This window comes from Romboutsia sp. 1001285H_161024_C4, from assembly GCF_015550185.1.
In the GTDB taxonomy this organism is placed as follows: Bacteria; Bacillota; Clostridia; order Peptostreptococcales; family Peptostreptococcaceae; genus Romboutsia_C; species Romboutsia_C hominis.
Genome location: NZ_JADNAJ010000003.1, coordinates 187,759 through 201,703, shown reverse-complemented (window position 1 = coordinate 201,703; position 13,945 = coordinate 187,759). Strand labels below are relative to the sequence as shown.

The following is a 13,945-nucleotide window of genomic DNA, read 5'->3' as shown; positions in this document are numbered from 1 at the left end:
TATGAATAATATAATGAATCTTACTAAAATGAGTTTAATAAATTTTAAAGCAATACTTAAGCAAGTTGGTATAATAATTATAATGTGGTTATTTGTATCAGCAATCAATCCTTCATTTATAGGTGCTTTATCTTCAATGATTACAATTGTTGGTGTACCACAGCTTATGTCTTATGAAGATGTAAGTGGTATAGATAATTTGATAGGAGTAATTCCTGTAAAAAGAAGTGAGTACGTTATATCGAGATATGTAATTGGTATTATAACAATGATATCATCAATGCTTATAGTAAGTGTTATATACCATATAATAGAAGTTGATATAAATTTAGATTTACTATTAACTACAGTAATATTATCATCTACATTAATTATTAGTATGTTAATTCCAACAATGATTAAATATGGTGCAATAAAGGGAAAATTCATAACTATGGCTATAACTTTAGCTACAATATTTTGTTCAATGCCAATTGTAGATATACTTCAAAATCCTTCAAAACAGCTAAAAAATATAATAGACTATATAAATAATATAAATCCTTTAATAGTATCAATAATTATAAGTATTTTAACTATTTTAATATCTATGATAATATCCATAAAGATATATGATAAAAAAGAGTTCAAATAATTTGAATTAATAAAAAGAGCCTGTATTAAATTTCTAAATAAGGGCTCTTTTTATATTATTATATTTACTACAATTATAGTTTTTTTCATATTTTAGTTGACTGTATATATTAATTCATTATTTGTAGAAACGCTCCATTATTCAAATTCTCTTATATTATTGAAAGATATAGTTGAGATTAATAAGAAAAAAGGAGCATATAAAAAAACATATATTCAAAGTGAATTAATAGTATGATATATTATATAAGTATTAAAAATATACAAACATATTTTAAATTAAATTTGATTTTTAGCATAACAAAGATTTGACGAATTAGTATAGAAAGGACATAAATATGCAAGCTATAAGAATAAAACCAGAAGAGTTTAGATTAGAAAATTTTATAAATTATTATAAGGATAATTGTGATGAATTATTATATGATTATCCAGATTATGTATCAAGAGTATGTTTGATAGATAGAGACTATATGGATGTAATAACTTTTGATGAAGATTATGAAGATATAAATGATGCAAGTGATTATGCTAATTTATTGTTAGGAGAAGAGTATGCACTCCATTTTGCTATAGGTAAGACTAATGAAGATTTAGATAAGGTAGAATTTTTAGATGGAAAGATATATAATTTAAGAAGTTATGGTGATGATGAGTATGAGGATTATAATATAAGAGACATTGGGGACTTTAGACTAGATTTAAATAACCTAGTAGGTTTAACACTTGACTTTGACTATGAAGACAAAGAAATCGTAATATCAAGCGTAAACTTTGAACATGGAGGTGAATTAGCTACACCTAGGATAATAGAAGTAGAAGATAGTGGAGACTTAGAAAAAGTAATTGTTAATTTTATAGAAAGATTTATAATAAAAGAATAATTCACTATACCATAAATTTTTATAAAGTTTTAAGGTTTATTTAAGATTTAATTAAGTTGCAGTTTATATACTTTATTATGCATATATATTAATATATATACATAATAGGAGGGAAACATATGGAATCAAGATTTGAAGGTGGATTACTAGGACTTATTGGAGTTAATATATTAGCTTGGTTAATAACTGCTTTTACGTTAGGATTAGCCACACCGTGGGCTATGTGCATAAAATATAGATGGGAAGCCGAAAATACGGTAATAGAAGGAAGAAGGCTCGAATTTAAAGGTACTGGATCTAGCTTATTTTTTAACTATATAAAATGGCTAGTATTAACTATAATAACTCTTGGTATATATGGTTTTTGGTTATATATAAAATTATTACAATGGAAAACTGAAAATACTGTATTTAAAGATTAATAAAAGTTATATAAGACCGTCTTACAGTAAGTTTTGTTATTAGCTAGACTTATTTTAAGATGGTCTTTTTGTATTTTTGGATACTATTTAAATAATTTAAGATTTATTTAATGTTGGGTTTATTATTTTTTAAGATATAGTATATATAATATGTTTATAATATTAAATGAAACGGACATGGAGGAAATTGAGAATGAAGAAAATAATAGTATTTTTAATGTTGGCAACTATATTGACAGGATGTAGTATGGATATAAAAATCCATAAGTTTAATAGCTATAAAGATGCTAAAGATATAATAGAAAGAGGTTGGATTCCTGAAAATATCCCAACTAATGCTACCAATATACAAGAAGTTCATAACTTAGATTCCAATAAAGCAAATGGAAGATTTATAATACCAAAAGATGAAACAGATAAATTTATACAAACATTAGAAAAGGTAGATAAAAAAAGTGTACTAGATGATAAGTTTATAGAAACTAAATGGTTTAATGAAAAAGATATAAAAGAAAAAATCAAAAATAATAAGCTTACTGTAGGGACAAAAGACGATAATATATATGCAGTAAGTAAAAATGGCGATGTTTACTACTGGGCTAAGTAGCTATGTAAAGTATGGCTTTAAATTAATTCTTAGAAAATAAATCAATATGAAACTTTTTATATAATAATATTAATACTAAAAAGATGTGCAAAATATAATTATTTTACACATCTTTTTTATATTCATTTTAATATAGTAGTAATTACTATAAAAACTAAGTTTACAGATAAACAATTATATGCTGTTCATCTGTTGCCATAAATACTAGTAAATCTAATTATTATAGATATTTTCTACAATAACTATTGTTTAAAAATAGACTCATAGTTATAATAAACATATATTTTAAATTAAGGAGCAAAACTATGAAACAATTTTTATCAAAAGACAAATTATCAATACATACATCACCATTATGTGATGTTCTTATAAAAAGTAGTGGCTATGAAAGTTTAGACAAAAACATAGCTGAAAGTAATATCGAATTTGAACCTCAAAAAACTTATGAAATAGCATCTAGTAACTTCTTTGATTTTAATCAACATTTGTATGAAGATATAAATCATATGAATTCTATAAGTGCAGGTATATATTGTGAAATGGCATTAATAACATTTAGAATATTTATATGGGGATCAAAAGGTGAGGGATTTGAAATATTTAAGCATGTTTTAAGAGGCGAAGAAATAGATAGGTTAAAAAGCAAAGAAGATATAAAGGAGTATATCGTAAAACATTTAGAAGAATTAGAAAAAGGCATAATAGAAACTTATCAGTTAGATTGTATGAAAAGCTTTGAAGAGTTTGGTAAATCAATAGAAACTAGACAAATATTATTAACATCAATATTAAAAAATTTAAGCATAGAAAATAACTTAAAAGACTTTAGAAAATAAAACCCATTTAATGGGTTTTTTTATTTACATTACATATATTATTTTTAACTTAAATTTAAAAAACTTAACATAATAGGATTTAATCAACTTTTATTTAACATAGATTTAACATTAAGTGCAATAAATTAACATTTGCTTAACACATTATGACAATTTTTTTGATAGAATAAGTTTGTAATAATAAAAGAATAAAATTATTTAATTTTAAAAACATTAAAGTTTTAAGGAGGAAGAAATATAGTGGAAATAGCAATAAACCTGATGGGGGGACTAGGTCTTTTTCTATACGGTATGAATTTGATGGCTGATGGCCTTCAAAAGTCAGCAGGAGAAAAACTAAAAAAGATAGTTGAACTTCTAACTAGTAATGTACTAATGGGGGTTATAGTTGGAGCTTTAGTTACAGCTATAATACAAAGTTCAAGTGCTACGACAGTTATGGTAGTTGGATTTGTTAATGCGGGTATAATGACACTACCTCAAGCAATAGGTGTAATAATGGGAGCCAATATAGGAACAACTATAACTGCTCAATTAGTATCACTAGATTTAGTTGGGTTAGCGCCAATGGCATTAGGCGTAGGTATAATACTTTACTTATTTAGTTCTAAGCCAAAGGTTAAAACAATAGCTGAAATATTTATAGGATTTGGTATATTATTTACAGGTATGGATTTTATGAAGGAAGCTGTTGCACCTTTAAAAGAGTTTTCAGGATTTACTAATGCATTAGTATCATTTGGACATAATCCGATACTTGGTATACTTCTTGGATTTGGTATAACTGCAATAGTTCAAAGTTCTAGTGCTTCAATGGGTATGTTACTTGCACTTGCATCTGAAGGAATATTACCATTATCATCTGCTTTACCAATATTATATGGTGAAAATATCGGGACTTGCGTTACTTCATTAATATCAAGTATAGGTGCTAGTAAGAACGCTAAAAGAGCTGCTACAATGCATTTAACATTTAATGTAATAGGGACATTGGTATTTATGTTATTACTAAGTAAGCCAATAACAATGGTAGTTACACACTTAGATCCAAATGATGTGAGTAGACAAATAGCTAATGCACATACTTTATTTAATATAACTAACGTTATACTACTATTACCTTTTTCTAAGTTAATAGTAAAACTTACTATGAAGTTAGTTCCAGAGAAAGAAGATGAAATAGAAGAGAGAAAAACTGTTAAATTCTTAGATGAAAGAATATTAGAAACACCATCTATAGCTTTATCAAATACTATTAAAGAGACTTTAAGAATGGGTGAAAAAGCTAAGAAAGCTCTGATTTGTTCAATGGAAGGTGTGCTTGAAATGTCAGATACTAAAATAAAAAAGGCATTTAATGAAGAAATAAAGATAAATGAATTACAAAAAGCTATACTAAGTTTCTTACTAAAGCTATCTAAAACAACTTTAAATGATGATTCAAGAGAAGGTGTTGACTATCTATTCAATACTGTAAATGATATAGAAAGAATAGGAGATCATGCTGAAAATATAGCTGAATTATCAGAAATAATATTAACTAAAGAATTAAAATTATCTGATGAATGTAAAGGTGAGTTAACTGAAATATACAACAAAGTATTAACCACATATACTTATGCACTTGAATCTTTAGAATCTAATAATGTGGATTTAGCATTAAGAGTTGTCAAAATGGAAGAACAAGTTGATATAATGGAAAAAGTATGTCGTCAAAATCATATGAAAAGATTAGATGAGAGTGTATGCACAATAGATAATGGAGTTGTTTATTTAGATATAGTAAGTAATTTAGAGAGAATATCTGACCATTCAGTAAATATAGCTCAACAAGTTATAAAAGCAAACAGTAATAAAGTAGCATAAGTCAAAAGAGTTATCTCAAGTATGAGATAACTCTTTTTTTATCTTATAAATGCAAGAGCTATAAGCATTACTCCTGATAACCAAGACAAATTAATATGGCTAATCTTATTAATATGACAACCTACTATACAACCAAATAGTAAAGATAAAAATCCAATAATTAAAGATAATAATAAAACTTCTGCATAATTAATATATCCTAAACTGCTTCCAAATCCAACTGCTAAACTATCTAAAGAAAGAGCTATTGCAAGATAAAAAGCTTCTTTAGGTGTAAGCATTTTAGATTTATCATAATCTGCTTTAGTTTCATCCGCATAAATTTCAAGTACAAACTTAAAATCAAATAATTTAAATGTTAGAGGAGCTTGATTATTATATATTTTATCTATATAGCTTTTAATTATACATTCAAATAATCTAAATATGCCAAGCCCTAATAACAATAAAAAGCTTAATAAGGATGCTATATTGGCTGATAGTAAATCTTTAAACAAAGATCCCAAAAATAAAGAAATACCTAAAGTAATTGTAGATACTAATGTTATTATAGATGCCGATTTAAAAGGAATTTTAATTTTATTTGTACCATAAGCAACACTAGCTACAAATGTATCTAATGAAAGTGATAGCACCAAGAGAAGAGATTGTAGCATTGGATGACACCCCCAAAATATTTAACTAATATTAAGATATTAATTAATTCGTATTTTGTTAACTATAAAATATTATAAATGTATAATTTATTTTGATTAAATTAAATAAGGTTGTAAATAGTTAGATTTTAGTGGTAAAATATAAATACTAAAATATTAAGAGGAGTTATATAAATGAAGTGCAATAAAAAAATAATATCATTAATTATAATATCATTAATGTCATTAGGTATTGTGGCTTGCGATAAAAATGATATACAAAAAGATCAAGAAAAGGCAGTATCTAATGTTGAAGAAAAATCAGACGAATCAATAAAAGAGATAGATAATATGCTATCTGAAATAAAAAACAAATATAAAGACTCTGTAGAAGAAATTGAAGATAAGGTTTCTATAGATAAGTCAAATAATACTAATCTAGATCAAAAGAAGATATCTAATTATACTAACAAAATATTGAGTTTAGATGATATGAAATTAAGAGACATAGAAAATAAACTTACATCAATTGATGAACTTGCTAACATAGGAGATGACAAATTAAAAACTTTGATAGGTAAATACAAAAATAATTTATCTGAAAATTTAGATGATTTTATAAAAGATATTAATTTAAGTAATTATTTAGATAAAGAAAAAGAATTACAAAGTGATATTAACTCTATAAAATCTAAAATAGAAAATACTAAAGAAAACCTAACAAATGTAGCGAATGATAAAGTAAATAAAATTTCTGATAGCATAAGTAATATAATCAACTAATTTGATACAAATTATTTCATATAATATAAATTTAACAATATATGGTATAATACATATATAGTTTTTTATAATATATGGAGATGATAAAAATGCATAAAGAAATTACAAACCCAATGGCTGATATTTTTAAATATCTAGCAATATCTATACTATTTATGTTTATAGGGTTTGCATTTGGGCAAGCTTTTATTCCTATAAGTGTTGTTCAAGTAGCAAATTTAATATTACCATTTTTAATAATAGGTTTACTTATAATGGCAATATTATCTAAGAAAAGTATAATACCTAGAAGTTTTTCTATGAACTATGTTTACTTATTTACATTTATAGATGGTATACTTTTATATCCACTATTATCTTTTTACTTACAAAGTTTAGGAACATCTATAGTAATTAATGCTTTACTTGGAACTTGTATATTATTTGGTATACTAGCCTTTATATCTTATAGAAAGAAAGCTGGGCATTACCTAGGTATAGGATCTATATTATTTGCAGGTCTTATATCACTTTTACCTCTATGTATAATAAATATATTTATAGGTTCACAGACATTAAATATATTATATAGTGTTCTGGGTATATTAATATTCTCAGGATATATATTATATGATATAAGTCTAATAAAATATGACATAGAATCAGGAAACATAATAAGTAAGAATGATTTATCTATACATGTATTAAATCTTTATCTAGACTTTGTAAATATCTTACTAGATTTATTAAATTTAATATATGAATTCAAAGATTAATAAATAAAAAGACTAGATTATACTAATTAGTATAATCTAGTCTTTTTATTTATCCTTAAATCCTTATATATTTGCAATAATTTAATTCTAAATAACCTTCATATAATTATTAAATATAGGAATACTATTATTATATAACTCAGGAGGAAACTATGGGAAAATATAAATTAGACTATTTCGCTAAATATTATTTCTTTGAAGAAGAAGACTTTCTAAAAGAGGAAGAGGGAGAGTATATATTAAATAGAATAAAGGAAAGCAATAGATTTGATTATAAGGGATATTCTTATAAATATACTAAATATAATAATATATCTAAGGGTTGTACTCAAAAAAATGTAGATGTGGAAATTCCTAAGGAAAGTATAGATATAATATTAAACGGAGATAGAGTACACCTTGATTTAATATACAAATTTTACACAAAGAAATTAGAGGATCATATTAGAATAACTACTAGAATAAGTGAAAAAACAAAAGAGGTTTCTTGTCTTTTATATATAGATTATATTCAGGCTAATGATTTTATAAAGGAATTAGAAAACATTAAAAAATTACAAGAATATAATATGAAAAGCTAAAGTAAAAGCACCTATTCCAATGAATTGTAATAGGTGCTTTTACTTTTATATATTTTATATTGACAAATAAGATAAAAAACTATTGACAAAGTATTTTTATAGGAGTATATTGTAGTTAATAAATCATTAGCACTCAACTCAATAGAGTGCTAATAAGAAAATTCTAAATAAAATAAATAATTAAGATTTTACTGAAAATAATATATATTATGATAGTGGAGGGATACATATGGATATAGAAAGAATGACTGTAAGGGTACAAAAAGCTTTAAATGAAGCTTATAATATAGGTGTTAAAAACCATAATCAACAAATAGATGTTATACACTTATTAAGTGCATTAGTCAATCAAGAGGATGGACTTATACCTAATATATTAGAAAAAATGGGTGTATCAGTAGATTCAGTAAAAAATAGTATAGATATGGAACTGAGCAAATTACCTCAAATTCATGGAGAAGGTATAAGTTCACAAGGTGTTACAGCTACAAGAAGAATAAATGAAATTTTAATAAAAGCAGAAGAAATATCTAAAGAATTTAAAGATTCTTATATAAGTGTAGAACATGTAATGCTTGCTATGATAGATATGGAAGGTAATACACCAGTAGGAAAAGTATTAAGACAATACAATATAAATAAAAGTAATTTCTTAGAAGTACTATCACAAGTTCGTGGAAGTCAAAGAGTAGAAACTCAAGATCCTGAAGGCACTTATGAAGCACTAACTAGATATGGAACTAATTTAGTAGATTTAGCTAAGAAAAATAAATTAGATCCAGTTATAGGTCGTGACGAAGAAATAAGAAGAGTTATAAGAATATTATCAAGAAGAACTAAAAATAATCCAGTACTTATAGGTGAACCTGGTGTTGGTAAAACTGCAATAGTTGAAGGATTAGCAGAAAGAATAGTTCGTGGAGATGTACCAGAAGGACTTAAGGATAAAGTTATTTATGCACTAGATATGGGTTCATTAATAGCAGGTGCAAAATATAGAGGGGAATTTGAAGAAAGATTAAAAGCAGTACTTAAAGAAGTTCAATCTTCAGAAGGAAAAATAATACTATTTATAGATGAGATACACACAATAGTAGGTGCTGGTAAAACTGATGGAGCAATGGATGCTGGTAACCTAATAAAACCAATGTTAGCTCGTGGAGAACTTAATTGTATAGGTGCTACTACATTTGATGAATATAGACAATATATAGAAAAAGATAAAGCACTTGAAAGACGTTTCCAACCAGTTATAGCAGAGGAACCAAGTGTATCAGATACTATATCTATACTTCGTGGGCTTAAAGAAAGATTTGAAATACATCATGGTATAAGAATACATGATAACGCAATAGTAGCTGCTGCTAAATTATCAGATAGATATATACAAGATAGATACCTTCCTGATAAAGCAATAGACTTAATAGATGAAGCTGGTGCTATGATTAGAAGTGAGATAGATTCTTTACCAACAGAACTAGACACTGTAAGAAGAAGAATATTTACGCTTGAAACTGAAAAAGAAGCACTTCTTAAGGAAAATGATGAAAAAAGTAAAAATAGATTAGAAAATCTAGGAAAAGAGTTAGCAGAGTTAAAATCTAAGAATGATGAAATGACTGCTAAATATGAAAATGAGAAAAAACAAATACTTGATATAAGAAATTTAAAAGAGGAATTAGATAAGGCTAAAGGCGATGTTGAAAGATATGAAAGAGAATATGACTTTAACAAAGCAGCAGAATTAAAATATGGTATAATACCAAAGTTAGAAGAACAAATACAAAATCATGAAGAAAAAATGGCATCAAGTTATGAAAATGCATTATTAAAAGAAGAAGTAACAGAAAATGAAATATCTCAAATAGTAGCTAAATGGACTGGCATACCTGTAACTAAATTAGTAGAAGGTGAAAGAGAAAAGCTTCTTAAGTTAGAAGATGATCTTCACAAAAGAGTTATAGGACAAGATGAAGCAGTAACAGCAGTATCTAATGCAGTAATAAGAGCTCGTGCAGGACTTAAAGATGAGAAAAAACCAATAGGTTCATTCATATTCTTAGGGCCAACAGGAGTTGGTAAAACAGAGCTTGCTAAAACTTTAGCTAACAACTTATTTGATAGTGAAGACAACATTATAAGAATAGATATGAGTGAGTACATGGAAAAACATGCAGTATCTAGACTTATAGGACCTCCTCCAGGTTATGTAGGATATGAAGAAGGAGGTCAATTAACAGAAGCTGTTAGAAGACACCCATACTCTGTAATACTATTTGATGAAATAGAAAAAGCACATGAAGATGTATTTAATATATTCCTTCAGATATTAGATGATGGTAGACTTACTGATAATAAAGGTAAAACAGTAGACTTTAAAAATACACTTATAATAATGACATCAAACATAGGTAGTCATCATCTATTAGAAGCTGGTGAAAACATAGATGAATTTACAAAAGATATGGTTATGAATGAAATGAAACATAGATTTAAGCCAGAATTCTTAAATAGAGTTGATGATATAATAATGTTTAAGCCACTTAGTTTAGAAGGAATCAAAAAAATAATAGATATATTTGTAGATGCATTAAGAAAAAGACTTAGTGAAAAAAATATAGATATAAAAATAACTGATGGTGCTAAAGAAGTTATGGCAAAAGAAGGGTACGATCCAGTATATGGTGCTAGACCACTTAAGAGATATATATCAAATACATTAGAAACAAAAATAGCTAGAAAAATAATCTCTGGAGAAGTTTATAGCGGATGTACTGTAGTTATAGATGCCGATGGAGAAAATATAGAGGTATATACTAAAAACTAGTTAAATAAAATTGAAACCGCAAAAATAAAAGACTTAATAAGTTATAACTTATTAAGTCTTTTATTTTTATGTAAATGATAGTTTTAACCAATAGTTAAAAAATTTAATCAGAAGTTAATTATACGTCCATTGTTAACATACAAAACTTAATTTATACTATAAATATAACACATAAAAGGAGTAAATTAATGGAGAAAATAAAAATAGGGGAAAATATTAAGTTATTAAGAAGAAAGAAAAATATTACTCAAGAACAATTAGCAAGTATTATTGGAGTATCAATACCAGCAGTATCTAAGTGGGAAAAGGGTGTAAGTTTTCCGGATATAACATATCTTCCTGTACTAGCAAATTACTTTGAAGTAAGTATTGATGATTTGTTAAATTATAGAAAAGAACTTGATGAAAATGATATCGCAAAAATAATTAAAGAGTGTGAAGAATTAATATCTATAAATTCAATAGAAGAGTCTATTAAACTATGTGAAAGTTATATGAAAAATTATCCATCTAATTACAAACTTAAATTTAAACTAACTCATATTTATTCTCTTACTATGATAAAAGAAACAGATTTAAATAAAGAAGATATAACAAATAGAATAATAGAAATTTTAGAAGATATAGTAGATAATACAAATGATATAGAGTTAAAAGAATATTCTCTTATGCAATTAAGCAGTAACTATATGATAGTAGATAAAAATGATAAGGCTGAAGAAGTTTTAAAAAAAATATACAAACCAAATTGCAATCCAGATGTAATGCTACCTCTTATATATATGCAACAGGATAAAATAAATGAAGCAAGAAAACTTATGCAACAAAATTTAAATACTTCAATTGGAGAAGCTATAACGTCTTGCATGGGACTAGCCATTTCTTACTATAGTTACAAAGATGATATGGACGAGAATAGTATAGATTACTCTAAAGCTAGTATGTATTATCAATTAGCTATCGATATTGACAAGTTAGTATATGATGGAAATCAAATGGGTTCATTTTTAAATTCAAACTTAGCACATATTAATTTAAAAAAAGGAGATATAAAAGCTTCATTAATGTACTTAAATAGATTGGTAGATAGTTTAGAATATTTGGGTACAGATATACCTAGGCAACTTAATAAAATAGCATACTTTTACAATCTTGATGATATAAAGAAAGAGGAGTCAGTAAATGTAGATGTACTACAAATACTAATAGATTCACTAAATACAACATTTATCAATTTAAAAGGAAATAAAGAGTTTGAAGATATAATATCTAGAATAGTAAATTTAAGAAAATTAGTTAATAAAGATAATAAATAATATAATATTTATTATATACAAGTTAATATTAAATGCCTTTGAAAAGAAAGTAAATTATAACTAATAAGTCATAATGGTACATAGGAGGAATAAATGGAAAATATTAATTTAAACATCAATATCCTAGAATTTATATTTGGTTTTATAGCTCTATTATTAATCCTTTTCTCTATAGAACTATACTTTAAGATAAAGAAAGATAAGACAATAAAAAAAGATATATTAAAAAAATATGGTAAAGAATTAGATATAGAAGATATTAACTATAAAATGGATAGTGTCTCTAGTTACTTTAAAAATATTAATGAAAAAGAATTTATAGATGATATAACATGGAATGATTTAAGCATGGATGACATATACAAAAAAATAAATAATACTCAAAGTACATCAGGAAGAGAAGTTTTATATAATATTCTAAGAATACCTTTATACGAAAAATAAGAACTTATAAAAAGAGACAACTTAATAGAATATTTTATGAAAAATCCAGATAAAAGATTTGAAGTACAATATATATTAGCAAAATTAGGAATAAGCAATGATTTATATACTACAAATTGTTTATTTAATAAAAGTGATAATAGCAAAAGTAGGTTACTAAGGTATACTATATTATCATACATACCAATAATAAGCTTAACACTAATATTTTTTAATAGGTATTTTATACTACTTTTAATAGCATCTGCTACATACAATGTATTTATAAGTCAAAGAAATGAAAGATACAATTATAATGTAGACGGTTTTACATATATGATATCTTTAATAAATGCAACTAAAAAAATAACAAATTTAAATATAAATGAAATAAATGATAACTTAAAAGATATATCAAGAAACTTAGATAATATTAAACATATTAGAAAAAAATCGCTAGGCGCAGATAGTAATGCAATGATGGATGATATGAAAATATTTAGTGAATATATGAACTTAATATTTTTAAAAGAGCTTAAGAGATATGAAAAAGTCAAAAGTACTGTTATAAAAAATGCAGATGACTTTAAAGCTATATATGATTATGTAGGGACTATAGATGCTCTTATAGCAATTGCGTCATTTAGAGATAGTCTAGATTATTATTCTAAACCAAATCTTGAAATTAGCACAAGTAAATACAATAACCATATAAATTTTGTTGATATATATCATCCACTTATAAAAAAACCTGTATCTAACTCTGCTAATTTTGATAAAAATGTGTTAATCACAGGTTCAAACGCGTCAGGAAAATCAACTTTTATAAAGACTATAGCAATAAATGCAATACTTGCTCAAACTATATATACAACTACTTCAAGGGAGTACAACTCATCATATTTTAACATATATACATCAATGGCTTTAAAGGACGATATATTTAGCAATGAAAGTTATTATATAGTAGAAATAAAATCTCTAAAGAGGATAATAGACAACTCTAAGAAAGATATACCATGCTTATGCTTTGTAGATGAAATATTAAGAGGAACTAATACCATAGAGCGTATAGCTTCTTCTTGTGAAGTACTATCAGCTCTTTATAAAAGTAACACTTTGTGCTTTGCGGCAACTCACGATATAGAACTTACTCATATACTTGAAGATAAATTTGAAAATTATCACTTTGAAGAAACTATAACAAATAAAGATATAAAATTTGACTATAAATTGCATAAGGGAAGATCAGAAACCAGAAATGCTATAAGACTTCTTGAATTTATGGGCTATGATAAAAATATTGTAATTAAAGCAGATGAAAAAGCTAAGAACTTTTTATTAAGTGGAAAGTGGTAAATAATATTATAGTTATAC

General features: G+C 25.4%; 14 protein-coding genes. 13 read left to right on the top strand and 1 reads right to left on the bottom strand.

Features of this window, described 5'->3' with window-relative positions; all coding sequences use genetic code 11:
• Position 1: 1 nt before the first annotated feature.
• The 6 genes from I1959_RS07605 to I1959_RS07580 all read left to right on the top strand — a co-directional run bounded on the left by I1959_RS07605 (position 2) and on the right by I1959_RS07580 (position 5,248).
• Positions 2 to 634, top strand: coding sequence for an ABC-2 transporter permease (locus I1959_RS07605; protein WP_166505409.1), 633 nt, complete (start codon positions 2 to 4; stop codon positions 632 to 634).
• A gap of 337 nt (positions 635 to 971) precedes the next feature.
• Complete coding sequence (locus I1959_RS07600; protein ID WP_092925780.1) at positions 972 to 1,517, top strand: hypothetical protein; 546 nt, start codon at positions 972 to 974, stop codon at positions 1,515 to 1,517.
• A gap of 119 nt (positions 1,518 to 1,636) precedes the next feature.
• Positions 1,637 to 1,939, top strand: a complete 303-nt coding sequence (locus I1959_RS07595) for a DUF898 family protein (RefSeq protein ID WP_092925782.1) — start codon at positions 1,637 to 1,639, stop codon at positions 1,937 to 1,939.
• A gap of 193 nt (positions 1,940 to 2,132) precedes the next feature.
• Positions 2,133 to 2,546: a membrane lipoprotein lipid attachment site-containing protein gene (locus I1959_RS07590; RefSeq protein ID WP_166505408.1), complete on the top strand. Its 414-nt coding sequence runs from the start codon at positions 2,133 to 2,135 to the stop codon at positions 2,544 to 2,546.
• 305 nt (positions 2,547 to 2,851) lie between these two features.
• On the top strand, positions 2,852 to 3,382 hold the full coding sequence (locus I1959_RS07585) for a hypothetical protein (protein WP_092925786.1): 531 nt from the start codon (positions 2,852 to 2,854) through the stop codon (positions 3,380 to 3,382).
• Between the two features lie 240 nt (positions 3,383 to 3,622).
• Entirely contained in the window at positions 3,623 to 5,248 is a 1,626-nt protein-coding gene (locus I1959_RS07580) for a Na/Pi cotransporter family protein (protein WP_195237764.1), read from the top strand.
• A 38-nt stretch (positions 5,249 to 5,286) separates the two neighbouring features.
• Here I1959_RS07580 and ytaF read toward each other — a convergent pair whose 3' ends face one another.
• Positions 5,287 to 5,904, bottom strand: a complete 618-nt coding sequence (ytaF, locus tag I1959_RS07575) for a sporulation membrane protein YtaF (protein WP_092925790.1) — start codon at positions 5,902 to 5,904, stop codon at positions 5,287 to 5,289.
• Positions 5,905 to 6,078: 174 nt separating this feature from the next.
• On the opposite strand from ytaF, the gene I1959_RS07570 reads away from it, so the two are divergent.
• From I1959_RS07570 to I1959_RS07540, 7 genes are all read left to right on the top strand, one after another.
• Positions 6,079 to 6,666: a hypothetical protein gene (locus I1959_RS07570; protein WP_166505407.1), complete on the top strand. Its 588-nt coding sequence runs from the start codon at positions 6,079 to 6,081 to the stop codon at positions 6,664 to 6,666.
• Between the two features lie 89 nt (positions 6,667 to 6,755).
• Positions 6,756 to 7,421, top strand: a complete 666-nt coding sequence (locus I1959_RS07565) for a Bax inhibitor-1/YccA family protein (RefSeq protein WP_195237762.1) — start codon at positions 6,756 to 6,758, stop codon at positions 7,419 to 7,421.
• A 152-nt stretch (positions 7,422 to 7,573) separates the two neighbouring features.
• The gene (locus I1959_RS07560) at positions 7,574 to 8,002 is read left to right on the top strand and encodes a hypothetical protein (RefSeq protein WP_092925796.1); all 429 of its coding nucleotides are present in this window, start codon (positions 7,574 to 7,576) and stop codon (positions 8,000 to 8,002) included.
• A gap of 229 nt (positions 8,003 to 8,231) precedes the next feature.
• A complete protein-coding gene (gene clpB / locus I1959_RS07555; RefSeq protein ID WP_195237754.1) occupies positions 8,232 to 10,829 on the top strand; it encodes an ATP-dependent chaperone ClpB in 2,598 nt (865 codons plus the stop codon).
• Positions 10,830 to 11,017: 188 nt separating this feature from the next.
• Positions 11,018 to 12,145, top strand: coding sequence for a helix-turn-helix domain-containing protein (locus tag I1959_RS07550; RefSeq protein WP_195237753.1), 1,128 nt, complete (start codon positions 11,018 to 11,020; stop codon positions 12,143 to 12,145).
• Positions 12,146 to 12,238: 93 nt separating this feature from the next.
• The gene (locus I1959_RS07545; protein ID WP_195237752.1) at positions 12,239 to 12,589 is read left to right on the top strand and encodes a hypothetical protein; all 351 of its coding nucleotides are present in this window, start codon (positions 12,239 to 12,241) and stop codon (positions 12,587 to 12,589) included.
• A gap of 36 nt (positions 12,590 to 12,625) precedes the next feature.
• On the top strand, positions 12,626 to 13,927 hold the full coding sequence (locus I1959_RS07540) for a MutS-related protein (RefSeq protein WP_243240016.1): 1,302 nt from the start codon (positions 12,626 to 12,628) through the stop codon (positions 13,925 to 13,927).
• Positions 13,928 to 13,945 lie beyond the last annotated feature (18 nt).